This is a genomic window from Halococcus agarilyticus, from assembly GCF_000334895.1.
In the GTDB taxonomy this organism is placed as follows: domain Archaea; phylum Halobacteriota; class Halobacteria; order Halobacteriales; family Halococcaceae; genus Halococcus; species Halococcus agarilyticus.
The window spans coordinates 16,943-38,963 of sequence record NZ_BAFM01000016.1 but is presented as its reverse complement, the minus strand read 5'-3'; the positions used below and the strand labels follow the sequence as shown (position 1 = coordinate 38,963).

Below are 22,021 nucleotides of genomic sequence, written 5' to 3'. Positions count from 1 at the left end.
CCGACCGTTCCGAGCAACCCTCACGATGGACACGGTTTAATATTAGGCGACCGGATGTTCGTTTTGCTGTATGGTGTTCGTCCCCGAAGACGTGCCGTTCCTCGCGGTAGTGGCCTCGCTGTGGTTCGTCCTCGGGCTCTACGGTCTCTCGGCGCTGTGGTGGCTCGTCGAGACCATCGTCCTCTCGTGGGGCTGGCGGGGCGATGGTGGGGACCGAACGTGGGGCGTCGAGGACGTCCAGGTCCGGGTGCTCACCATCGGCGCGGAGGCGGTCGTCCAGGGGACGGTGGATTCGATCCCCGACGGGATCGACGACGTTCGGGTGGTGAGCGAGCGAAAGATCGACATCGACGGTGCGACCGTCCACGTCGTCCCGGAGTCGTTCGAGTGTACGGCCACCAACAAGGGACGGGCGCTCGAATGGGCGCGGCGCAACGTCGAGTGCGGGCGAGAGTACGTGCTCTACCTCGACGAGGACACGCTCGTGACCGGGTTCACCGGGATTCCGGACGCGGACATCGTCCAGTTCACCGAGAAACCGCTCTACACGGGGTCGTGGCTGACGTATTGCTGTGAGGTGTTCCGCGTGGGCTATCAGTTCGAGCAGTACGGTTTCCACCGGCTCTCGTACCCGCTGTACGCGTGGGGTGGCGGGGTCGCGGTTCGCCACTCGATCGAGAGGGCGATCACGTGGGACGTCGCCACCATCACGGAGGACACGAACTTCATCTGGCGGGCCGCCGATCGGGGCGCGATCAGCTATCGCCTGGTCGACGCCCGATTCCGGAACCAGGCACCGCCCTCGCTTCGGGCGATGATCAAGCAGCGGCGGCGGTGGATGTCCGGGACGGTTCGGGATGGTGGCCTTCTCCCGAGGCGCTACCGCCCGCTCTACCTCACCAGAGCGGTTGCGTGGGGATTCTCGCCGCTCGTGCCCGTGCTCGTCGTCGTGACAACGCTGCTCCCGAGCACGTTCCCGTACCGATGGCTGTACGCGATGCTCTCGATCGGGCTGTTCGGCATCCTCTTCGTCTACATGCTCGCGGGCCTCGTCGGCTACCGGAAACACCCCGTGCTGTGGCCGGTGTTCGTGGTGCTGACCCCACTTGCGGCGCTGTTTCACGCCATCGGGGCGTTGTGGGGAATCGTTCGGCCGATCGAACGCTTCGAGGTCACGGAGAAGGTTTCCCCGGCGGAAATCGAAGCCGAGCACCCGGAGCTCGAACCCGGTGCGATCGCGGATCACGACGGCACCGAGCGCCTCGTTCGGGAATCGGCGGACGAGTACAGTTGGACCCCGTTCGAGGACGACGTGGAGAGCGAGACGGCGACGGCCGACGACTGAACCGGGGCTTCACATGTCCTGACTGTCCACCCGTCTCGCCGCCTGGGCGGCGAGCAACAACGCTTTTGCGCCGACCGATCAATCGGTCGGTATGGCTGACTGGCCGCACGATCCCGACGACGAGGAGGGAAGCGAGGGGATGCGCAAGTACGGGCAGGCGATCGTCGCGAAGAAGGTCGACGACGAGGAGGACTTCCCGCTCGACGTCGCCGCGTTCGTCGACGCGCACGGCGACGACCCGATCCGGCTCAACCACGAACGGGTCGTGAGCCTCCGCGAGATCTTCGACGGGATCGAGGACGAGGAGATCGACGACATCCAGACGATGCACCGGCGGGTCGGCGAGGCGATGCGTGCGAACGGGTTCTGGGAGTACACGCCCGGTTCCGACGCGACGAACCGCGGCGGGGCCTGAACGCGCCGCTCCGAACGCCCCCGAGCCCACCGAAAACCAACTCCCTCGTTCGGGCGACACTGTGGGCGGCGAGACGGAAGCGCCTAAACCCCATCGACCGGACGGATCGATATGGCTGGCGGCACCGACGCGCGGTCGCAGGCGGGGCTGTTCTCGCTCCGCGAGATCCTTCTGGCGGTCTGGGTGACGATCGCATCGCTCATCACCTTCAACGTCGTCGTCCGGCTGTTCTATCGGGAGATCCTCGGCAACGACGTCGGCGTGCCGATCCACTGGCCGATCAGCAAGTTCGCGGTCCGGCTCGGCCGCCTCGACGTCTCGCGCGTCGCGGTGCTGGCTGCCCTCGCGATCGTCGTCTTCGCGGTCGCGACTGCCTATCTTCTATGGATCGATCGCACGAGCGTGTGGCCGGTCGCCGTCGCCGGGGCGGTGCTGCTCGTGCTCACCACGCTCACACAGGGCCAGGGAGCCGGGCTCATCAGGCCCATCGACAACGGCGGGTCGTACTACCGCGCGGCAGTCGGCGTCACCGATCCGGTCGCGTTCGTCACGACGTTCGAGGCGAACCAGCTCCAGCTACCGCTCCACGCTCGAACCCATCCCCCGGGAGCCGTCCTCTCGTTTTGGGTGTTCGATACGCTCCTGCCGTCGACGCGCGCCGTCTCGCTCGTCGTCGGTATCGGCTCGCTCGCGCTCTCGACGCTCCTTCTTCACCGACTGCTCGCGACGTACTACCCGCGCGACGTCGCCCAGTACACCACCTACCTGTTCGTGCTCCTGCCCGCGGTCCAGATCTACTACCTCACGACCCTCGACGCGCTGATCACCGTCGCGGCGCTCGGCGCGATCTACTGCTTCACCCGCGACTCGCCGATCGTCGCGACGTTCGGCACGCTCGCCTGCCTGTTCGTCGCCGCCTCGCAGACGTTCATGACCGTGTTTCTGGGACCGGTGCTCGTCGGACTCGCCCTCTTAGACCGCGACCGGATCGCGCCGCTCTTCGTGATCGGCGTTGCGTCGCTCGGGATCTACGCCCTCGTGAACGTCGTCCTCGGCTACGACTACATCGCTTCGTTCCTGACCGCCTCCCACCAGCAGAACCCGAACGGGTTCTTTCCGCTCGCCGAGCCGCTGCGCTACCTCACCACGCGGGTGGAGAACGTCGCCGAGATCGCCCTCTTCTTCACGCCGATGCTCGCCGTGCTCGCGGTTCGCGGGGTGGGTGTGCTGTGGCGGTCTGCACGCGGGCTCAGCAGGATCGACCGCGAGCCGCTCGTCGTCTTCGGGCTCGCGACCGGATCACTGCTCGGACTCTTTGTAGTGGGAGTCTACCACACCGGTGAGACCGCCCGCGGCGCGATGTTCATCTACCCGTTCCTCATGCTGCCGGTCGCCGCCGCGCTCCGAGCTGCCGATCCGACGAGACGACGCGAGGCGCTGCTCGCGGCCGCGGTGTTCGGCCAGGCGCTCGCGATGCAGCTCGTCGGCGACTACCTCTGGTGAGCGGCACAGTAGCTCCGGGTGTGGTCTATGCTGAGTTCGTCAGGAAGTGACCGGCGCGAAAAGCTCACTCGTCCGTCTGCTCTCGTCTCAGCCACCAGCGACCGGAGAGCAGTAGGGCCCCCACTGATCGTCCACCCGACTGCCAGCAGTGTTTCGCCGTCATCCAAGTCCAGCAGTATCACGAACGCATAGAGAACGAACAGCAGGACGGAAACGCGTCGGCTGTTCTCGAACATGCGACGGTTTCTCATCGGATTACGTATCAGCCTTCGGCCGACGGTCGGCGAGTCGCTCACACGTCGGGACCCGACTCGTCGGCGCGGTACTTGTGCACCGAGAATACGACGAACCCGAGGACCGCCGCGTACCAGAGCGTGCCGACCCGGATCACCATCGTCGCGCCCGCCGCCACCGATTCGGCGATCCCGAAGGTGAGCAGGAGACCGGCCATGCTCGCCTCGGCCGCGCCGAGCCCCCCCGGGAGCATGCTGACCGCACCGATCACGGAGCCGAGCGCGAAGACGAACACTCCCACGAGCAGCGCGGCCTCGACACCGAACCCCGCGAGCACGATCCAGAGTGCGACGCCTTCGAGCCCCCACGCGACGATCCCCAGCAGGGTGGCCACCGAGAGCGGGCGGAGTCGGAAGAGGGCGTAGGTGCTCTCGTAGAACCGTTCGAGCGACGTGGCGTACTGGCCGACGACCGGGAGCGATGCGGCGGCGTCGAGCAGTCGGAGGCAGCCCGCGCGCCACTGGAGCAGCCCGATTCCGGCGGCGAAGGCGACCGCGAGTGCGATCAGGACCGCGGGCGAGCGGCCGTACGCAACGACGCCGACTCCGGCGAGCATCGAGAGGGAAATCAGGTCGGTCACGCGCTCGGCTCCGACCACCGAGGTCGTGAGGCTCGCTGGGGTCCCCTCCATGTCGCGCAGCAGCCACGCCTTCCAGACCTCACCGGCCTTTCCGGGGGTGACGACCATCATCAGCCCGCTGAAAAACACCGTGAGGCTGGTCTTCAGAGGGATGTCGACCCCGAGCTCCCGAAGGTAGAACTCCCACTTTCCGAACCGGAAGGCATAGCCCACAGTAGTGAGCCCGATCACCGCGGCGAAGGCGGGCCACTCGAACCGGGAGAAGGCATCGACGACCGCACCGGCGTCGGCGTAGAGGAAGAGCGCGCCGAACACCACGAGTGTGAGCACCGCGGTGGCCTGGACGCCGTGCTCGCTCACCCATCGCCGAAGCCGGCCGGACTGATCGTCGGCGTCGTCGCCGGGATCCGCGCCACCGGGTCGGTCGCCGCTCGCCTCGCGGTACTCCGCCATCACCGCCACCCCGCGACCGCGCGGCGTGCTTGGTGCAGCTTGGTGGCGACGTGGCCCGAGAGATATCGGCCGCGACCCTGCGGAACGGTCGTGCCGGATCGGATGGCCTCGCGGAGCGATCCCTCACACTCGGTGTACGCGCGCCCGACCTCCATCGGGAAGTGCGCATCGCTGCCGCCGGTCGTCGCGAGGTCGTGGTGGGCGGCGAACGCCTGGGCTTCGCGGTTGAACGACTCGCGAACACACCGTGCGTTGATCGCTTCGACGCCGTCGACCGCCGCCGCGAGTTCGGCGAGATCGGTGTCGTAGATCTGGCGGAGCGCGTCGAACGGATGGGAGAGCACCGTCAGTCCGTCCTGGTCGTGGATGTCGTCGATCACGGAGAGCGGATCGGTTTGGGGAGGTGCGCGCTCGACGTCGATCCCGAGGAGGTGGCCCTGAGTGGTCGTGACTTCGACGCCCGAGACGACATCGAGATCGTCAGGTGCGCACGATCGAACGCGATCGACGTTTGCGAGCGTGTCGTGATCGGTGACGACGATCCCGTCGAGATCGGCCTTCTCGGCTGCGCGGGCGACCGCTGCGGGTGACGTCGCCGAGCACGGCGAGGCGTCGGTGTGGACCTGGAGGTCGTACCGCGAGCGCGACCGACTCATCCGACCAGCCCGACGAGCCACGCCCGCGGGCGTCCGTAGAGCACGACGACCGCGACGATCCCCCAGAGCGCGAGGTTGAGCAGCGACTGGCGGTCGAAGAGTAGTGATCCCGGCGACGCGGCGACCCCGTTCGTGGTGTGAACGAGGTGGTGGTATCGAAAGACGCCGAAGAAGGCGAAGGGGAGCGTGAGCATCATCGCGAGCTTCGCGCCCGTGAAGGTGTAGATCGAATAGGAGATGAGGAGCGTGGAGATGACGACCACGAGCAGCTGGTCGAGCGTTTCGGGCGTGTACTCGTCGAGCGTCGCGCGGGTCTCGGCCGGGTTCGCGCTCGCCGCGAACTCGTGGCGGCGCTTGCCGAGCGCGAGCAGGAGTGCGGCGAGGAAGGTACAGACCACGAGCCACGGGCTGAGCTTGACCCCGATCGCGACCACGCCCGCGACCGCCCGGAGCACGAACCCGATGGCGATCAGGAGCACGTCGACGAGCACCACGTCCTTCAGGTACAGCGAGTACGCGGCGTTCTGGACGAGATACGTCGCCACGATCAGCACGAACAATCCCCCAAGGGCGTACGACAGCGCGAACCCGAACAGGAGGAGGCCGACGCCGAACGCGGCCGCGGTCGGCACGCTCACCTGGCCGCTGGCGATCGGGCGTTTTCGCTTTTCGGGGTGGCGGCGATCGGCCTCGACGTCGCTGATGTCGTTGAAGATGTAGGTCGCGCCGGCGACCGCACAGAACGCCGCGACGCCGATCGCGACCTGTCCCCACGCGAGGGGATCGAACAGCCGGCCTGAGAACACGATCGCGATCAGGAGCACCGCCTGCTTGTACCACTGCCACGGGCGGATCTCGCGGGCGAGCCCGGCGGCCGTCTGCGCGAGGCTCGCCTGATGTGTCTGTGCCTCGGCCATTGTCCCCCGTGGGAGGTTGCGAGTCATAAACCTGACCGATCGATCCGCACCGTTCCGGATCGTTTCGTGCCCCCGTCGGGCGGTCGAACGGTGAAACCACCGAACGAGTGCTCGAAGCCGTATCGGTAGATAGTTGAAACCGGGTCGTCAACCCCGACATAATGTCATCTCCCTCCGAAGGCGACGAGCGACTCGTGGAGCCAGGGTCGATGCTGGTCACCGGCGGCACCGGCTTCCTCGGACTCCACACCTGCCAGTATTTCAAGGAACGTGGCTGGGACGTGACCGCGCTCGATCTCAAGCCGTTCAAGGACGAGGACGAGATCGAGGGCGTCGAGTACATCGAGGGCGACGTCCGCGACGAGGAGAGCATCCGCGAGGCGATCGAGACGACCGGCGCGGACGCGGTGGTTCACACCGCCGCCGCGCTCCCGCTGTGGGACGACCGGCGCATCCGCGAGACCACCATCGACGGCACCCGGAACACCCTCTGGGCCGCGAAGGAGGAGGGCGTCGATCGCGTTGTCTATGTCTCCTCGACGGCGGTCTACGGCACGCACGACTCCCATCCGATCACCGAGGAGTCGCCGCTCGACGGCGTCGGGGCGTACGGCGAGGCGAAGATCGAGGCCGAGAAGATCTGCGAGGACTTCCGCCGGATGGGCGAGTGTGTCTCCGTGCTCCGCCCGAAGACGTTCATCGGTCCCCAGCGCCTCGGGGTCTTCCAGGTCCTCTTCGACTGGATCGAATCGGGCGCGAACGTCCCGATGGTCGGGTGGGGGACGAACAAGTACCAGCTCATGCACGTCTACGACCTCGTCCGCGCGATGGAGTTCATGTTCGCGAAGGACGAAGCGGACGTGAACACCGTCTTCAACGTCGGTGCCGACGAGTTCGGCACGATGAAGGAGGACTTTCAGGCCCCGATCGACTATGCAGGCACCGGCAAGCGCACGATCGGGACGCCCACGCCGCTCACCGTGTTCGCGCTCCGCGTCCTCGAAAAGCTGAACCTCTCGCCGCTGTACCCGTGGGTGTACGAGACCGCCCATGAGGACTCCTACGTGTCGGTCGAGAAGCTGAAATCGCTCGGCTGGGAGCCCAACTACTCGAACAAGGAGGCGCTCGTCGAGACCTACGAGTGGTATCTCGACAACTACGAGGAGCCCGAACGCGAGGACGACGCCACGGGGCTGGACCACCGAGTCGCGTGGGATCAGGGTGCGCTCGCGCTCGTGAAGGGCGTGTTCAAGCGGATCTGAGACAGCTCCACATCGACTGGAAGAGGCCGCAACTGCGGTGATCCGCTCGCTGCCGCGATCATCGACCGTCGAACATGTCAGCCGTGTGTTTCCGCCACGCACAGATACTTCCTCTCGTGTGACGTGATGACGTGTATGGGCAACGCCAGCGCAGGACGAAGCGCTGCACCCCTGACACTCGCTGGCTCGTCGCGAGGCCAGGCGCTCGGCCGTGATCGGGAACACTGATGACGGCGCGCTCGCTGTACTTCACCGATCCGAGCGCGCTCGAACTCCGCGAGACGGCGGTCCCGGAACCGGCCGACGAGGAGGTGCGAGTCCGCACGGCGGCGTCGGCCATCAGCGCCGGCACGGAGCTGCTGGTGTACCGCGGCGAGGTGCCGGAATCGATGGCGGCCGACGAGTCGATCGACGCGCTCGACGGCGACTTCGAGTACCCGCTCCAGTACGGCTACGCAGCCGTCGGCCGGGTGACGGCCGTCGGCAGCGACGTCGACGACGCGTGGCTCGATCGTCGGGTGTTCGGGTTCAACCCCCACGAGAGCCACTTCGTCACCACGCCGGCGGCACTCCGCGAGGTTCCCGAGGCCCTCTCGGACGCCGAGGCCGCGCTGCTGGCGAACGCCGAGGCCGCCGTCAACTTCCTCTTGGATGGCCGGCCCGCGATCGGCGAGCGCGTCGCGGTGTTCGGCCAGGGCGTCGTCGGCCTCCTCACCACCGCGTTGCTCGCCGACCTCCCGCTCGAAACGCTGGTCACCGTCGACGGCTACGAGCGCCGGCGGGCGCTGTCGATGTCGCTCGGAGCCGACGCCGCGATCGATCCGGACGACGACCTCGACGCGCGCTTCGACGGTCACGAGCCACCTCGCGGCGCGGATCTCGCCTACGAACTCTCGGGCCAGCCCGACGCGCTCGACGACGCCATCGGCGTCGTGGGCACCGCCGGTCAGGTGGTCATCGGGTCGTGGTACGGCACGAAACCCATGAATCTCGATCTCGGGGGGACCTTCCACCGGAGTCGGATCCGCCTCCAGAGCAGCCAGGTCAGCACCGTCGATCCCGTCGACCGCGGCCGGTGGTCGAAGGAACGCCGGTTAGGCGAGGCCTGCCGACTCCTCGAACGGATCGACGCCGAACGGTTCATCACCCATCGGGTCCCGATCGAGCGGGCCGACGACGCCTATCGCCTCCTCGACGAACGCCCGAGAGAGGCGATCGGGGTGCTCCTCACCTACTAAGCCCCACTTTTTTACAAGGGGTCCTCGTGCTCGCTCCGCTCGCACTCGAACCCCTTCCAAAAACCTGGACTAAAAACACCCGCTCGCTCACTTCGTTCGCTCACGGTGAACCGTGCTCGCTTCGCTCGCACGGACGTTCTCCACACCCGCCACACACAGCACCACCGAAGCCCTCGGCTCACTCGCTTCGCTCGTTCGCCTCGCCCTTCATCCGCCGAGGCCCGCCCCGCAACCGCTACCGCTCCGCAACCGCCACCGCTCCGCAACCGCCACCGCTCCGCAACCGCCACCGCTCCGCAACCGCCACCGCTCCGCAACCGCCACCGCTCCGCAACCGCCACCGCGGCCGCTTCCGCGGCGCGACGATATTTATGTCAGGCAGTCGTGCGAGTGGTATGTACACGGTCAGCGTGATGGCGGATTTCGTCGCCCAGCACTACCTCACGGTGCCCGATCCCGGGCCCGAAGGCGAGGTCCACTCCCATCACTACGAGGCCGAACTCACGCTTTCGGGTCCCGAACTCGACGAGTACGACTACCTCGTCGATATCGAAGCGGTCGAAGGGGTGCTCGCCGAGATCCGAGCGCGCTACGAGGACGAACTGCTCAACGAACGCCCGAAATTTGAGGGCCACAACCCGAGCGTCGAGCACTTCGCGCGCGTCGTCTGGGGGCTCGCGGCCGACGAACTCGACACCGACCACCTCTCGACGCTCACGGTCACCATCTGGGAGGACGACGACGCGTGGGCCGCCTACGAGGAGTCGGTGTGAGCGCCACGAACCCGGAACGATGAACGTCGGCCTCGTGTGCTACGGCGACCTCGACACCAACACCGGCGGGTTCCGGTACGACCGCAAGCTCGTCGAGGGCCTGCGCGAACGCGGCGATCGCGTCGAGGTGATCGAACTCCCGTGGCGCGACTACGCACGTGGGCTGCTCGACGGCCTCTCGACACGGCTGCTCGACCGGATCGACGCTCCCGTCGATGTCCTGCTCCAGGACGAACTTGCACATCCCTCACTCGTCGGGCTCAATGCGCGGCTGCGCGCCAGGCGCGACATCCCGATCGTCACTATCGTCCACCACCTCCGCAGCAGCGAGGCCCACCCACTCCCCGCAAAGGGGCTGTACCGCGCGGTCGAGCGCCGCTACCTCGCCGGCGTCGATGGCGCGATCTGCAACAGCGAGGCGACACGCGAAACGGTCGAAGACCTCGCCACGGTCGAGACGACGGTCGCGCCGCCGGCGGGCGATCGGTTCGACCCCGTCATCGACCCGGCCGCGATCGAGGCCCGTGTCCGGGAATCGGGCCCGCTCCGCGTGGTCTTCGTCGGAAGTCTCGTTCCCCGAAAGGGACTCCACACCCTGATCGAGGGGCTGTCGCGGCTCCCCGACGAACGCTGGCGGCTCCACGTCGTCGGGAGCCCGGACGCGAACCCGAGATACGCCTCGTCGATCCGTCGGCTGGTCGCCGGGCTCGGCGTCGACGACCGCGTGACGTTCGCGGGCGAACTCCCTGACGGCGCGCTCCGGGACGCTCTCAGCAGGAGTCACGTGCTCGCGATGCCCTCGACCCACGAGGGGTTCGGGATCGCGTACCTCGAAGGGATGAGCTTCGGCCTGCCGGCGCTCGCCACGACCGCCGGCGGGGCGCGAGCGGTCGTCACCCACGGCGAGACCGGATTCTTGCTCCGCCCCGGCGATCCCGGCACGGTGGCGCGCGCCGTCCGAACGCTCGAAGCCGATCGCGAACGCCTGGCCGAGATGGGAACGGCGGCCCGCGAACGCTACACGGCGTGGCCGACGTGGGCCGAGACCACCGACCGGGTTCGAGCGTTTCTCGACGGGGTCGTTGCGGACAGTGCCGAACCGATGGAACGACCACAGCACCGAAATCCCTCCGGGAGGCCGAATCATGTCGGGCCCTGACGGGCGGTTCCAGCGGTATCTCGCCGCGAAGCGGACGGTCGACGACCGCGCGCTCGACCGTCAGGTGCTCGATCGGCTGGCCACCGCGGCGGCGAGACTCGATGACGAAGCGGGCGCGCGAGCGCTCCGCGTGCTCGATGTCGGTGCGGGAACGGGGGCGACGCTCGAACGCCTCGTCGAGCGCGACGTGCTCCCGGACGCCGTCGAGTACACGCTGGTCGACCACCAGACGGCGAACGTCGACGCCGCACGCGAACGCCTGTCGCGCTGGGCCGCCGACGCGGGCCACGACGTCACCGCGATCGACGACGAGCTTCGCATCGAGAACGACGACCGACGAATCGAGATCGAACCGGTTACTGCGGACGCCTTCGAGTACGTCGAGCGCGACACGTGGGACCTGCTGGTCGGCCAGGCGTTCCTCGACCTGTTCGATACCCGGAACGCGTTCGACGCCCTCCGCGATGGGCTCCGTCCCGGCGGCTGCTGGTACTTCCCGATCACCTTCGACGGCGGAACGATCCTCTCCCCACCTGTGGATCCCGAACTCGACACGAGGATCGAGCGGGCCTTTCACGCCCACATCGACGACGGCGGCGACAGCCACGCCGGCCGCCACCTCCTCGCCCGTGCAAGCGAGACGGACACGGTGCTCGCCGCCGGCGGCTCCGACTGGGTTGTCCATCCCCGATCGGGGGCGTACCCCGACGACGAGGCGTTCTTCCTCAGATACATCGTGGACACGATCGCGGGCGCGCTCAATGAAACAGGGAAGTTCGAACCGAGGACGCTCGCCGGCTGGGTCGCGGCACGCCACCGCCAGATCGATCGGGGCGAACTGACCTACGTCGCCCATCAGCTCGACGTGCTCGGTCGCGTCCCGGCGGAGCGTTGAAGACCGCCGAGGGCCAAAATCGGGGTCGTGGCGTCCGACGGCGCGGCGTGGGCGGGCGAGCGAGTCGCGGAGCGGATAGTGATAACTCACTGGCTCGCCGCCGAAGTCCGGAAGGGGGCCGACTTCGTGACCGAGGACGAACCAGGCGGCACGCGCGACGATCGACGGGCGGACACGCCCGACGGCCGCCGGGAGCAGCCGTCCGACGACCCGGCGACCGGAGCACTCGACGGCGATCGAACTCCCCTATCGAAATGGAGCGCCACCGCGCCCGACGGGAGCGAAACGATCGAAGACGCGGTCGACGCGCTCGACGACGACGAGGCGCTCGACGCGCTGCTCCGGCGGAAGCCCGGAGCCGCCGCCTTCCTCTGGCGGGCGCGACCGGTCGAGTGGTCGCGCATCGCACTCCGTCGGGGGGAGTTCGAGCGGCTGCGGTTCGTCGACGGTCCCGACGGCCTCGCCTGGCACGCGCTCGCGCCGAGCGGCAACGTGATGGACGGGGCACGACGGATCGCGGCGGGCGATCGGGCGGCGCTCGAAGCCGAGACGGGGGTGGACGTCGAGCGGGCATGTTCGATGGCCGAGACGCTCGCCGACGCCGACCGCCTGGTGCCGCTCGTGCTCACGAAACGCCGCGGCAGCGGACCGCCGGCGATCGCCGACGGCAACCACCGCGCGACCGCGGTCGCGCTGCACCTGCTCCGAACCGGCGAGTACCGCCCGCAGCGCGCGTATCTCGGTATCGGGGCGAACCCGGTCCTGGAACCGCTGTGGCAGCGAATCCGTGGGGCGTTCGCCGGACTTCGATCGGACGACACACGGTGGTAAACCGATGGGACTCTGACCGTCAGCGTTCGTCAGAGGAGCCGACGAGTGTTGGGCAGTACCCGACTGGTCGCGGTCGGCGGACCGTTTCCCATAACCAAAGTAAAATACGGGTTCGACCCGAGAGATCGGGTACTCGATGACGAACACGCAGGTGACGCTCATCCAGCTCGACAACTACGGGCCGTGGACGGTCACGCCCGAACCGCGCCGCGAGGTCGACCTCCAGACGATGCAGTCCCGGCTGTACGCCGATCTCTCCCAGCTGTTCGGCAACCGCGACGGCTACGTCTTCTTCTCGCGGTTCGACAACATGATCGCGGTCACCAACGGGCTCGACACCGACGACCACGCCCTGATCCAGGAGTCGGTCGCCAACCGGTATCCGGTGACGGTGAGCCTGAGCATCGCGGCCGATCCCGCGCCGATCGCGGCGCTCGGGACCGCGACGGACCAGCTCCAAGACGCTGGCAGCGCCCAGGACAAGGATCGCCGATCCGTGCTCCGTGGCGATCCGCTCGCCGACGCCGACCGGACGGACGACGACCTCCGGATCGCCCACTTCGACGTGAACGACGCCACCGGCCAGTACACCGACGAGCTCAACGAGTTCGACACGTTCATCAACATCGAACAGGGGTACGCCGAGCTGATGCGGTACATGCGGCGGGCCCACGACTCCCTTTCCTTCTTCGTCGGTGGCGACAACGTCATCGCGGTCTGTGCGGGGATGACTGCCGAGGAGTACCGCGACGCGGTCTCGCACGTCCGCGAGACGGTCGACGTCGAGCTCAAAGTCGGCGTCGGGGAAGGAGCCACCGCCCACGAGGCGGGGATGGACGCGAAACACGCCCTTGAAGCGTGTCGCCACGACGGTCGGGCGGTCGTGATCGACGACTGACGGCTGCGGACCGAGAACTGAGGCTCCCGTCGGGCTTAACCGTGTCGGGGGTAGTTTTTACTCCGCGCGGTCGGAACTCCCTGGTATGAGTAGTGCTGTCACCGTGCGCGACGTGATGACCCGCGAGTTCGTGGGGGTGAGCGAGAGCGACGGGGTGGTCGAGACGGTCGAGCTCCTGCTCGAGGAGGGCGCGGAGTGTGCGATCGTGCTCCGGGGTCGCGACGCGCTCGGCATGCTGAGCGAACGCGACGCGCTCTCGCTGGTGGCGAGCGACACCGACCCGGCGGCGACGACCGTCGCGGACGTCATGTCCGACGGCGTGGTTCAGGTCTCCTCCGGAGAGTCGCTCGCGGCGGCGGCGGGAACGATGGAGCGCGAGGGTGTCCGGTGGCTCCTCGCGATCGAGGAGGAGGACCCGGTCGGCGTGGTGACCGCCCACGACGTCGTGGTCGCCTCGACGCTGGTGCCCGAGGCCGACACCGGAACCGGGCCGGCGTCGACAGCGACCGATCCCGAGGCGGAGTACGACACCCAGGGGATCTGTGAGGCCTGTGGCGCGCTCGCCCGCGATCTCGTGAGCGTGAACGGACAGCTCGTCTGTCCGAACTGTCGCGAGACGTAACGAACCCGGTGGCGGCTACGGGTTCCCCGGCATGGAGGGGCAAGACTTATCCCCTCTTCAACCAACACCATCGTTGATATGGGACACGAACCCAAGCGACGCGAGTTCCTGGCTGCCGTCGGCACGGCTGCTATCGCCGGCGTAGCCGGATGTTCGGGCGGTGGCAACGGCGACGGCGGCAACGATACTGGTGGCGGCGATACCACCGAATCCGGCGGCGGTGGCGAAGCCACCGACACCGAGGCCAGCGGTGGCGACGAAACCACCGAGGGCGGCGAGACCACTGAAGGTGGCATGGAAACGACCGAAGGCGGGGAAACCACCGAGGGGGGGATGGAAACCACCGAGGGTGGCGAGACCACCGAGAGCGGCAACGAGACCGGCGGCGGTGGCGGCAGCGCCGAAGGACGGGAGATCATGGTCGGCGTCCTCCAGCCGACGACGGGCGATCTCGCGTCGGTCGGCGAGCCGATCCGCGACGCCGCGTTGCTCCCGGCGGTCCAGCTCGAGGACGCTGACATGGCGTTCACGATCAACACGCAGGCGGAGGACACCCAGACCGACCCGCAGGCTGGCATCAGTGCCGCTCAGGCGCTGGTCGACGCGGGCTATCCCGCCATCACGGGGGCGGCCTCCTCGGAGACCACGATCCAGGTGGCCCAGAACGTCACCATCCCGAACGAGGTCGTGCTGACCTCGCCCGCGAGCACCTCGCCCGCGATCACGGAGCTGCAGGACAACGGCTACGTCTACCGGACGCCGCCGAGCGACGCGCTCCAGAGCGAGGTGCTCGCCCAGGTCGCGAGCGAGCGCGTCGAGGCTTCGTCGGTGTCGGTGATGTACGTCAACAACTCCTACGGCCAGGCGCTCGCCGACGCGTTCGCGTCGGCGTTCGGCGGCGAGGTGCCGGCACAGGTGTCCTTCGAGAAGGCCCAGTCCTCCTACACCTCGAAGCTCCAGGAGGCGATGTCCTCGGGTCCGGGCGCACTGCTGGTGATCGGCTACCCCGAGAGCGGCAACCAGCTGTTCCGGGACTACTACTCGAACTACAGCCGCGACACCACGATCCTCGTGACCGACGGCCTGCGCGACTCCGAGCTGCCGGGCAACGTCGGCCAGCCGCTGACCAACGTCCTCGGCACGGCCCCGCTCGCGGCCGGTCCGGCACGGGACTTCTTCACCCAGGCGTTCCAGGACGAGTACGGCAGCGAACCCGGCGTGTTCACCTCGCAGGCGTACGACGCCACCGCGGTCCAGATCCTCGCGAACGCCGCCGGCGGCGAGAACAGCGGCCCGGCGGTCCAGGAGAACATGGACGCGGTCGCCAACCCGCCCGGGACGGAGGTCGGCCCGGAGAACCTCGCCGAGGCGATCGGGATGGCCGCGAGCGGCGAGGAGATCAACTACCAAGGGGCGTCGAGCAACCTCACGTTCGACGACAACGGCGACATCGCCGCCGCGACCTACGAGGTGTTCACGTACACCGAGGACGGCAGCATCGAACAGTCAGACACCGTTCAGTTCGGCGGCAGCGGTGGCGGTGGCGGCGGTGGCAACAGCAGCGCCGGCAACAACAGCAGCGGATAGTCGGACCGTCACCGAACGGAAAGTGCGTTTTGTTTTTCAACCACCGAGGAACTCCCGACGGACCTGCTCGTCGCCGAGCAGCGCGTCGCCGGTGTCGGTGTAGCGATTCGCCCCCTGGACGAGGACGTACCCCCGATCGCACCGCCTGAGGGCCTCCTTCGCGTTCTGCTCGACGACCAGCACGGCGGTCCCGGCGTCGTTGATCGCGTCGACCCGGTCGAACATCTCGTCGACGAGATCCGGCGCGAGCCCCGCCGACGGCTCGTCGAGCAGCAGGAGGTCGGGATCGAGCATCAGCGCCCGTCCCATCGCCAGCATCTGCTGTTGGCCGCCCGAGAGAGTTCCTGCGCGCTGTGACTGGCGCTCCTCGAGGATCGGGAACCGCTCGAAGACGTCCTCTAAGGCCTCGTCGGGCACCGAGTCGAGGATGTACGCCCCCATTTCGAGGTTCTCGCGGACCGAGAGCCCCGCGAACACGTTGTCGTTCTGGGGGACGTAGCTCAGGCCACGTCGGATGACCGTTTCCGGGGCGTTACCGCTGATGTCCTCGCCGTCGAAGGCGATCTGGCCGTCCATGTACGTCGCCAGCCCGAAAACCGCCTTCATCACCGTCGACTTCCCCGCGCCGTTCGGGCCGACGATGGTGACGTACTCGCCGTCGCCCACGTCGAGGTCGACGTCGTCGAGGATCTGGAGCTCGCCGTAGCCCGCGTCGAGGTTCGACACCGCGAGCAGGCCGTCCGGGTGATCGGTGGACGTACTCGCCCCGGCAGTGGTCGCGTCCGTCGCTTCGTCGGTGCCGCCGGTCGCCGCAGTCCCGGTCGCGTTCCCGTCGGTTTCCGTTCCGTTCGCCGTGGCCCCGTCGCTCGCGTCGGCCGTCGTCTCGTCGGTCGCGGTTTCGTCGGCTGCGGTCTCCTCGGTTCGGGGTTCGTCACTCGCCGTCTCGTCGGTGTCGTTGCTCATACGTTCGCTCCGAGGTAGGCGTCGATGACCTGTTCGTTCTCCCTGATCGCCGCGGGCGCGTCGTCGGCGAGCACCCGCCCGCGGTGCATCACGATGACGCGCTCGCAGTTCTCCATGATGACGTCCATGTCGTGTTCGACCAGCAGGAAGGTGTACCCCTGCTCGCGGAGGTCGTGGATCCGATCGAGGAGCTTTGCCTCCAGGGTAGGGTTCACCCCCGCGAGCGGTTCGTCGAGCAGGACGACCTCGGGATCGGTGAGTAGCGCCCGCGCCATCTCGAGGAGCTTTCGCTGGCCGCCCGAGAGGTTTCCTGCATATTCCTCGGCGAGGTGGTCGATCTCGAAGAAATCGAGCGTCTCCCACGCCCGCTCGCGGAGTTCGCGTTCCTGGTCGCGAACGCCCCCCCGCGCGCCGGGCAGCACCGACCGCCAGAGCGACTCGCCGCGCTGGGCCCGTGGCGCGAGCATCATGTTCTCGAGCACGGTCATCTCCTCCAGCTCGCGCGCGATCTGGAAGGTCCTGACCAGCCCACGATCGGCGATCTGGTAGGGCTGGAGGCCGGTGATCTCCTCGTCGTGGAGGTGGACCGAGCCGCTGGTGGGGTGATGGACACCCGTAATACAGTCGAACGTGGTCGACTTCCCCGCGCCGTTGGGGCCGATCAGTCCGGTGAGCGACCCCGCTTCGACGTCGAAGCTCGCGTCGTCGACCGCGGTCAGCCCGCCGAACTCCTTCCGGAGGTTCGTGACCCGGAGCGGGCGGCCGGGCGGCGTCTCGCGCGCCGCGCGCTCGACGTCGGACTCGTCGTCGGGGTCGATCTCGTCGATGTTCTCGGGGCCGTCCTCGCCCTCGATGGCGTTCCGGGTGTCAGTGCGGGTCGTCGAGTCGGTGTCGCTCATTCGTCGTCACCCCGTTCGCCGTCGGGCGCTTCGGTCGTCTCCGACACACCACCGTCGGCCCGGGTTGCTCCGGTCGCTTCGCCTCCCGACACGCTCCGCCGGGAGAGATCGACGGCGGCCGCCGTCTCCTTCCGGTGGCCGAGCAGCCCCTCCGGGCGACGCTGCATCAGGACGACCAGCACGACCCCGAGGAGCACGAACCGGAGCACGCTGATGTTGTCGAGCGTGTACGCGACCAGCGGCGTGATGTCGAGCGAGCCGAGCGCACCGATCGCGGCGGTGAACGTGTTCGGGGCGTTCCCGAGGCTGAACGAGCTGTCGACGATCCGTCCCACGAACGTCGGGCCGAGAAAGAGCAGACCGGCGAACAGCGCGCCGCCGATGACGCTCCCGGTGTTCGATCCCGATCCGCCGACCATCAGCGCGATGAACACGTAGAAGGTGACGATCGGGAGGAACAGGGCGGGCGTGATCAGCGCCTGGCTGCCCTGCCAGAGGATGCCGGCGAGCCCCATCAGCGCACACCCGAGCATGAACACCTTGATCTTGAACCACCGGGTGTTCTTCCCGAGCGAGCTCGCCACGATCTCGTCCTCGCGGATCGCCTTCAGCACCCGGCCGAACGGCGAGTTGCCGACCCGCGTCAGGAGGAGGTAGAAGAGGCCGACGAACACCACGAGCACGAGCGTGTACGTCCAGTCGACCACGGTCGGGCCGTCGAGCCCGAACCCGCCGAAGAAGTCGAACATCGCCTGGCCGAACGCGGTCGGCGGCGACGCCGAACTCGCCGGGTCGGTGTAGTAGAGATCGCGCACGGGGTTGATCGGGCCGGGGATACCGCTCGCGCCGCCGGTGCCGAGTTCGACACCGCCGATCGAGATCGGCCCGAGTTCGAAGGGGCCAATCGAAAACGACTGGAACGTCGTCGAGTTGTAGATCAGCCGGATGATCTCCGAGAGCGCGAGCGTGACGATCGCGAGGTAGTCCGCCCGGAGCCGGAGCGCGGGCAGCGCCGTGATCCCGCCGACCAGCGCGGCCGCGAGCATTCCACCGACGACCCCGGCCCACAGCGGGAGACCGAGCCCTGGGATCCCGCCGACCTGGGGATCGACCGGTGCGGTCAACATCGCCATCGTGTACGCGCCGACCGCCATGAAGCCGGCGACGCCGATATTAAAGAGGCCCGCGTACCCCCACTGGAGGTTCAGCGCGAGCGCGAGCAGCGCGTACACTGCCGTGAGGAAGGTGAGCCGCTGGAGGGTGCTCGCGATCCCGCCGACGTCGAGACCGAGCAGCAGACCGAAGACGATGAACAGCAGGTAGAGCCCGGCCATCACGGCGAGAATCAACCCGGCGTCGGAGTTGCCGAGCCGTTCGGACAGCCGGTCGGCGGTGCTCATCGGCCCGCCTCCCGAACCCGGATCGTTTCCCGCTGTCCGACCGTCCTCGCTCTCGTGGCGACTCTCGCCCCCGGAGTTCGATCAGGTTCCGCCGCCGTCTGATCGTGGGGGCGAGTCATGCGGTCGTCACCCCGCCGAACAGCCCGGAGGGTTTCAGCACGAGGATCAGGATCATCACCGCGAAGGCGGCGGCGGTGGTGAACTCCGAGGGGAGCCAGACCAGCGAGACGGTGCTCGCCACGCCGATCGTGAGCCCGCCGAACATCGCGCCGTAGATCGATCCGATCCCGCCGAGGATGACCGCAGCGAAGATGAGCAGCAGGAGGATCCAGCCGAAGTCGAACGCGATCGTGCCCGTTTCGAGCGTGACGAGGTAGCCCGCCGCGCCGGTCAGCCCGCCGCCGATGACCCACGTCGCGCGCACGACCCGCTCCGTGGGAATCCCGGTGACGCGCGCGAGGTCGCGGTTGTCAGCCATCGCCCGCATCGCGGTGCCGAGCTTGGTGTACTGGAGCAGGAGGTGGACGCCGACCATCAACACGACCGCGCCGACCGCGAGCGCGATCTCGTGGGCGTTCAGCCGGATGCCGAGGACTGGCACCTCGAACCCCGGAATGTCGCCGCCGGTGACACCCGGCCGACTGGTGCCGAAGACGAAGGCGAGCAGATAGCGGAGCGCGAGTGCGACTCCGATGCTCGCGATGAGCAGCGCGATCCCCTCCTGATTGCGCATCGGTTTGTAGACGAGTCGGTCGATGAGAAGGGCGAGGCCGGCGGTGAAGGCGATCGCGACGACGAGTCCCAGGAGAACGGCGATCGGCGTCGAGACGATGCTCACTCCGACGGTACCCGCGTTGGCCTCGCCGCTGACGCCCAGCAAGAAGAGATCGCCGACCGGGAGCGCGCCGAGCCCGCCGATGATGTACGTCGTCGCCCAGCCCGCGAAGGCTCCCGCCGTGATGTAATCGCCGTGGGCGAAGTTCGCGAAGCCCAGCAGCGAGTACGTCATCGAGAGGCCGACACCCGCGAGTGCGATCACGAGCCCCTGAATCAGCCCGTCCTTCAGGAAGAGTGCGAGGCTGAGAACCGACAGCGAGCCGTTCGCCAGCTTGGTGGCGAGATCGACGATCAACAGCACGCCGACCACGCCGGCGACGACCCCAAGCGGCTGGTCGACGACGAAGCTCCGGCCACGATCGTACGTCTCAGAGATGCCCATGATAGTGTTCCACGTGAGGTGGGGGTGGTGAGACGGTAATAAACTTTGCCACACCTAGCCACTGTCGGGCGGTGACGACGGGCGTACGCACCGACGAGCGCGCGAACGAGGGCGAGTCCCGTGTGACCGTCCGGCGCGCACCGCCGGGACAGAAAGGGATTTGCCGGGGCGCAGGAATAGGACGAACGATGATACGAACCCTCGACGACCTCGATTGTGAGGGCGTCGCCGTCGGGGTCCGCATCGACATCAACAGCCCGGTCTCGGGGGGCGAGCTCGCCGACGACGCCCGGCTCCGCGCGCACGTCGACACGCTCGCGGAGCTGCTCGACCGCGGCGCGCGGGTGGCGATCCTCGCCCACCAGGGCCGACCCGGCGGCGACGATTTCGCCACGCTCGCCGCCCACGCCGATCGGCTCGACGAACTGCTCGACCGCCCCGTCGACTACTGCGACGCCACCTTCTCCGTGGCGGCGCGCGATCGTGTCGCGGCGCTCGATTCGGGCGAGGCCGTCGTCCTCGAAAACACCCGGTTCTACGCCGAGGAGTACATGGAGTTCGACCCCGAACGCGCCGCCGACACCCACCTCGTCCGTGGGCTCGCGCCCGCGCTCGACGCCTACGTCAACGACGCGTTCGCGGCCGCCCACCGCTCACAACCCTCGCTCGTCGGCTTTCCCCCACGCTTGCCGAGCTACGCTGGCCGGGTGATGGAGCGCGAACTCGACGTGCTGGATGCGATCGAGGAGACGCCCACGCCCCGGGTGTACGTGCTCGGCGGCGCGAAAGTCGGCGACTCGATCGGCGTGGCCGAGAGCGTGCTCGAACGCGATCTCGCCGACACCGTCCTCACGGCGGGCGTGATCGGCAACGTCTGCCTGCTCGCCGGCGGGGCCGAACTCGGCGACGCGACCGCGGAGTTCGTCTACGACGCGGGCTACTGGGACGAGATCGACCGCGCGGGCGATCTGCTCGATTCGTACGACCGGATCGAGGTTCCGGAGGACGTCGCGATCGAGCGCGACGGCGATCGCCACGAGGTCGCGGTCGCGGACCTCCCGGCCGAAACTGACGCCCCTGCGATGGACGTCGGAAGTCGGACGATCGCGACCTACGGCGGGATCATCGAGAGCGCAGGCACGGTGATCCTGAACGGACCGGCGGGCGTCTTCGAGGAGGCGGCGTTCGCCGAAGGGACGCGGGGACTCTACGAGGCCGCGACGCGGGCCGAACAGAGCATCGTCGGCGGCGGCGACACCGCGGCGGCGGTCCGTCAGTTGGGTATCGAGGGGTTCGATCACGTCAGCACCGGCGGCGGCGCGGCGCTCACGCTCCTGACCGGCGACGCGCTCCCCGCGGTCGAGGCGCTCCGGTAGTGCGGATCGAATCGCCCACCACCGACGACGCCGACGACGTCGCCGATCAGTGGATCGCACTCGCACGCGAGCAACGCGCGTTCGGCTCGCATCTCCTCGCCGAGCGAAACCGGGCGACGATCCGCGAGGCGATCGTGCGCCACATCGTCGCCGGCGAACTGCTGGTCGCCCGTGCCGACCCGGACGAGACGACTGCGGATGAAGCGAACGTGGGTGGAGCGAGTGCGGACGCGACGGACACGGACGGGATCGTGGGATTCGTGATGTTCGGCCCGGAAGGCGAGCGCTACGAGCAAGACGTCTCGCGCGGGATCGTCCGGAACGTCGTCGTGGCCCCCGAGCGCCGGAACGAGGGGATCGGGACCGAACTGCTCGCGGCGGCCGAATCGGCGCTCCAGGAGGCGGGCTACGAGGCCGTCGGGCTCTCGGTACTTGCGGACAACGAGGCGGCCCGACGGTTCTACCGCCGGGCCGGATACACCCCCCATCGGATCGACCTCGAAAAGCCGCTCGAAAGCGACACCGACAAACCCGAGGGTGGGTAAGGGACGAGCGCGCCAGGGGAGCTTGGGCGGTGCAAGCACTCGATTTGTAATCGAGAATTCGTGGGTTCGAATCCCACCCCTGGCTCTCTGCCGTCCAAACGAAGGTGAGGTCGGTGAGAGCCGACGTGGGATTCGAAGTACGGAACGAGCGAGCGCTAGCGAGCGAAGTTCAGGTGGTTCGAATCCCACCC

Annotated in this window: 22 protein-coding genes and 1 tRNA gene; 15 read left to right on the top strand and 8 right to left on the bottom strand. The window is 68.1% G+C overall.

What is annotated here, in order from left to right; translation table 11 throughout:
* The first annotated feature begins 70 nt into the window (after window positions 1-70).
* The 3 genes from TX76_RS13065 to TX76_RS13055 all read left to right on the top strand — a co-directional run bounded on the left by TX76_RS13065 (window position 71) and on the right by TX76_RS13055 (window position 3,263).
* Entirely contained in the window at window positions 71-1,345 is a 1,275-nt protein-coding gene (locus tag TX76_RS13065; protein WP_049902953.1) for a glycosyltransferase, read from the top strand.
* Window positions 1,346-1,436: 91 nt separating this feature from the next.
* Entirely contained in the window at window positions 1,437-1,760 is a 324-nt protein-coding gene (locus TX76_RS13060) for a DUF5785 family protein (protein WP_049902951.1), read from the top strand.
* Window positions 1,761-1,871: 111 nt separating this feature from the next.
* Window positions 1,872-3,263 (top strand): hypothetical protein, encoded by a 1,392-nt coding sequence (locus TX76_RS13055; RefSeq protein WP_049902950.1) that lies wholly within the window; start codon window positions 1,872-1,874, stop codon window positions 3,261-3,263.
* On the opposite strand, the gene TX76_RS13050 is transcribed toward TX76_RS13055, so the two are convergent.
* Genes TX76_RS13050 through TX76_RS13035 form a run of 4 tightly spaced genes read right to left on the bottom strand, consistent with a single transcriptional unit; the run spans window position 3,251 to window position 6,163 of the window.
* Complete coding sequence (locus TX76_RS13050; protein ID WP_049902949.1) at window positions 3,251-3,499, bottom strand: hypothetical protein; 249 nt, start codon at window positions 3,497-3,499, stop codon at window positions 3,251-3,253. The two genes, TX76_RS13055 and TX76_RS13050, sit on opposite strands and share 13 nt — an antisense overlap.
* A gap of 56 nt (window positions 3,500-3,555) precedes the next feature.
* Complete coding sequence (locus TX76_RS13045; protein ID WP_049902948.1) at window positions 3,556-4,590, bottom strand: lysylphosphatidylglycerol synthase transmembrane domain-containing protein; 1,035 nt, start codon at window positions 4,588-4,590, stop codon at window positions 3,556-3,558.
* Window positions 4,590-5,246, bottom strand: coding sequence for a PHP domain-containing protein (locus tag TX76_RS13040; RefSeq protein ID WP_049902947.1), 657 nt, complete (start codon window positions 5,244-5,246; stop codon window positions 4,590-4,592). Before TX76_RS13040 ends, TX76_RS13045 begins: the two co-directional genes overlap by 1 nt.
* Window positions 5,243-6,163, bottom strand: coding sequence for a UbiA prenyltransferase family protein (locus tag TX76_RS13035; protein ID WP_049902945.1), 921 nt, complete (start codon window positions 6,161-6,163; stop codon window positions 5,243-5,245). Before TX76_RS13035 ends, TX76_RS13040 begins: the two co-directional genes overlap by 4 nt.
* Window positions 6,164-6,324: 161 nt before the next feature.
* Between TX76_RS13035 and TX76_RS13030 the strand changes: the two genes are divergently transcribed.
* From TX76_RS13030 to TX76_RS12990, 9 genes are all read left to right on the top strand, one after another.
* Entirely contained in the window at window positions 6,325-7,425 is a 1,101-nt protein-coding gene (locus tag TX76_RS13030) for an NAD-dependent epimerase/dehydratase family protein (protein ID WP_049902942.1), read from the top strand.
* Window positions 7,426-7,652: 227 nt separating this feature from the next.
* On the top strand, window positions 7,653-8,663 hold the full coding sequence (locus TX76_RS13025) for a zinc-dependent alcohol dehydrogenase (protein WP_049902941.1): 1,011 nt from the start codon (window positions 7,653-7,655) through the stop codon (window positions 8,661-8,663).
* A gap of 395 nt (window positions 8,664-9,058) precedes the next feature.
* A complete protein-coding gene (locus tag TX76_RS13020; protein WP_049902940.1) occupies window positions 9,059-9,436 on the top strand; it encodes a 6-pyruvoyl trahydropterin synthase family protein in 378 nt (125 codons plus the stop codon).
* Between the two features lie 19 nt (window positions 9,437-9,455).
* The gene (locus tag TX76_RS13015; protein WP_049902939.1) at window positions 9,456-10,595 is read left to right on the top strand and encodes a glycosyltransferase family 4 protein; all 1,140 of its coding nucleotides are present in this window, start codon (window positions 9,456-9,458) and stop codon (window positions 10,593-10,595) included.
* Complete coding sequence (locus TX76_RS13010) at window positions 10,582-11,490, top strand: methyltransferase (protein ID WP_049902938.1); 909 nt, start codon at window positions 10,582-10,584, stop codon at window positions 11,488-11,490. The genes TX76_RS13015 and TX76_RS13010 overlap by 14 nt, the downstream gene beginning before the upstream one ends.
* A gap of 27 nt (window positions 11,491-11,517) precedes the next feature.
* Entirely contained in the window at window positions 11,518-12,321 is an 804-nt protein-coding gene (locus TX76_RS13005) for a hypothetical protein (RefSeq protein WP_049902937.1), read from the top strand.
* A 136-nt stretch (window positions 12,322-12,457) separates the two neighbouring features.
* Complete coding sequence (locus tag TX76_RS13000) at window positions 12,458-13,219, top strand: GTP cyclohydrolase III (protein WP_049902936.1); 762 nt, start codon at window positions 12,458-12,460, stop codon at window positions 13,217-13,219.
* A gap of 85 nt (window positions 13,220-13,304) precedes the next feature.
* A complete protein-coding gene (locus tag TX76_RS12995; protein ID WP_049902935.1) occupies window positions 13,305-13,841 on the top strand; it encodes a CBS domain-containing protein in 537 nt (178 codons plus the stop codon).
* Between the two features lie 78 nt (window positions 13,842-13,919).
* A complete protein-coding gene (locus tag TX76_RS12990) occupies window positions 13,920-15,428 on the top strand; it encodes an ABC transporter substrate-binding protein (RefSeq protein WP_049902934.1) in 1,509 nt (502 codons plus the stop codon).
* A gap of 36 nt (window positions 15,429-15,464) precedes the next feature.
* Here the strand turns inward: TX76_RS12990 and TX76_RS12985 are convergent, their stop codons facing one another.
* The 4 genes from TX76_RS12985 to TX76_RS12970 form a co-directional block, all read right to left on the bottom strand.
* Window positions 15,465-16,391: an ABC transporter ATP-binding protein gene (locus TX76_RS12985; protein ID WP_049902933.1), complete on the bottom strand. Its 927-nt coding sequence runs from the start codon at window positions 16,389-16,391 to the stop codon at window positions 15,465-15,467.
* Window positions 16,388-17,290: an ABC transporter ATP-binding protein gene (locus TX76_RS12980; protein ID WP_049902932.1), complete on the bottom strand. Its 903-nt coding sequence runs from the start codon at window positions 17,288-17,290 to the stop codon at window positions 16,388-16,390. The genes TX76_RS12985 and TX76_RS12980 overlap by 4 nt, the downstream gene beginning before the upstream one ends.
* The gene (locus TX76_RS12975; protein WP_049902931.1) at window positions 17,287-18,690 is read right to left on the bottom strand and encodes a branched-chain amino acid ABC transporter permease; all 1,404 of its coding nucleotides are present in this window, start codon (window positions 18,688-18,690) and stop codon (window positions 17,287-17,289) included. The genes TX76_RS12980 and TX76_RS12975 overlap by 4 nt, the downstream gene beginning before the upstream one ends.
* A 115-nt stretch (window positions 18,691-18,805) precedes the next feature.
* Complete coding sequence (locus tag TX76_RS12970; protein WP_049902930.1) at window positions 18,806-19,909, bottom strand: branched-chain amino acid ABC transporter permease; 1,104 nt, start codon at window positions 19,907-19,909, stop codon at window positions 18,806-18,808.
* Window positions 19,910-20,097: 188 nt separating this feature from the next.
* Between TX76_RS12970 and TX76_RS12965 the strand changes: the two genes are divergently transcribed.
* The 3 genes from TX76_RS12965 to TX76_RS12955 all read left to right on the top strand — a co-directional run bounded on the left by TX76_RS12965 (window position 20,098) and on the right by TX76_RS12955 (window position 21,915).
* Complete coding sequence (locus TX76_RS12965) at window positions 20,098-21,285, top strand: phosphoglycerate kinase (protein WP_049902929.1); 1,188 nt, start codon at window positions 20,098-20,100, stop codon at window positions 21,283-21,285.
* Complete coding sequence (locus TX76_RS12960; protein ID WP_049902928.1) at window positions 21,285-21,830, top strand: GNAT family N-acetyltransferase; 546 nt, start codon at window positions 21,285-21,287, stop codon at window positions 21,828-21,830. Before TX76_RS12965 ends, TX76_RS12960 begins: the two co-directional genes overlap by 1 nt.
* An 11-nt stretch (window positions 21,831-21,841) precedes the next feature.
* Window positions 21,842-21,915 (top strand) — tRNA-Thr (locus tag TX76_RS12955).
* The last annotated feature ends 106 nt before the right edge of the window (window positions 21,916-22,021 follow it).

Coding starts and splice junctions, on each gene's coding strand:
- TX76_RS13065 (WP_049902953.1), top strand. CDS start 71: ATGGTGTTCGTCCCCGAAGACGTGCCGTTCCTCGCGGTAGTGGCCTCG.
- TX76_RS13060 (WP_049902951.1), top strand. CDS start 1,437: ATGGCTGACTGGCCGCACGATCCCGACGACGAGGAGGGAAGCGAGGGG.
- TX76_RS13055 (WP_049902950.1), top strand. CDS start 1,872: ATGGCTGGCGGCACCGACGCGCGGTCGCAGGCGGGGCTGTTCTCGCTC.
- TX76_RS13050 (WP_049902949.1), bottom strand. CDS start 3,499: ATGTTCGAGAACAGCCGACGCGTTTCCGTCCTGCTGTTCGTTCTCTAT.
- TX76_RS13045 (WP_049902948.1), bottom strand. CDS start 4,590: ATGGCGGAGTACCGCGAGGCGAGCGGCGACCGACCCGGTGGCGCGGAT.
- TX76_RS13040 (WP_049902947.1), bottom strand. CDS start 5,246: ATGAGTCGGTCGCGCTCGCGGTACGACCTCCAGGTCCACACCGACGCC.
- TX76_RS13035 (WP_049902945.1), bottom strand. CDS start 6,163: ATGGCCGAGGCACAGACACATCAGGCGAGCCTCGCGCAGACGGCCGCC.
- TX76_RS13030 (WP_049902942.1), top strand. CDS start 6,325: ATGTCATCTCCCTCCGAAGGCGACGAGCGACTCGTGGAGCCAGGGTCG.
- TX76_RS13025 (WP_049902941.1), top strand. CDS start 7,653: ATGACGGCGCGCTCGCTGTACTTCACCGATCCGAGCGCGCTCGAACTC.
- TX76_RS13020 (WP_049902940.1), top strand. CDS start 9,059: ATGTACACGGTCAGCGTGATGGCGGATTTCGTCGCCCAGCACTACCTC.
- TX76_RS13015 (WP_049902939.1), top strand. CDS start 9,456: ATGAACGTCGGCCTCGTGTGCTACGGCGACCTCGACACCAACACCGGC.
- TX76_RS13010 (WP_049902938.1), top strand. CDS start 10,582: ATGTCGGGCCCTGACGGGCGGTTCCAGCGGTATCTCGCCGCGAAGCGG.
- TX76_RS13000 (WP_049902936.1), top strand. CDS start 12,458: ATGACGAACACGCAGGTGACGCTCATCCAGCTCGACAACTACGGGCCG.
- TX76_RS12995 (WP_049902935.1), top strand. CDS start 13,305: ATGAGTAGTGCTGTCACCGTGCGCGACGTGATGACCCGCGAGTTCGTG.
- TX76_RS12990 (WP_049902934.1), top strand. CDS start 13,920: ATGGGACACGAACCCAAGCGACGCGAGTTCCTGGCTGCCGTCGGCACG.
- TX76_RS12985 (WP_049902933.1), bottom strand. CDS start 16,391: ATGAGCAACGACACCGACGAGACGGCGAGTGACGAACCCCGAACCGAG.
- TX76_RS12980 (WP_049902932.1), bottom strand. CDS start 17,290: ATGAGCGACACCGACTCGACGACCCGCACTGACACCCGGAACGCCATC.
- TX76_RS12975 (WP_049902931.1), bottom strand. CDS start 18,690: ATGAGCACCGCCGACCGGCTGTCCGAACGGCTCGGCAACTCCGACGCC.
- TX76_RS12970 (WP_049902930.1), bottom strand. CDS start 19,909: ATGGGCATCTCTGAGACGTACGATCGTGGCCGGAGCTTCGTCGTCGAC.
- TX76_RS12965 (WP_049902929.1), top strand. CDS start 20,098: ATGATACGAACCCTCGACGACCTCGATTGTGAGGGCGTCGCCGTCGGG.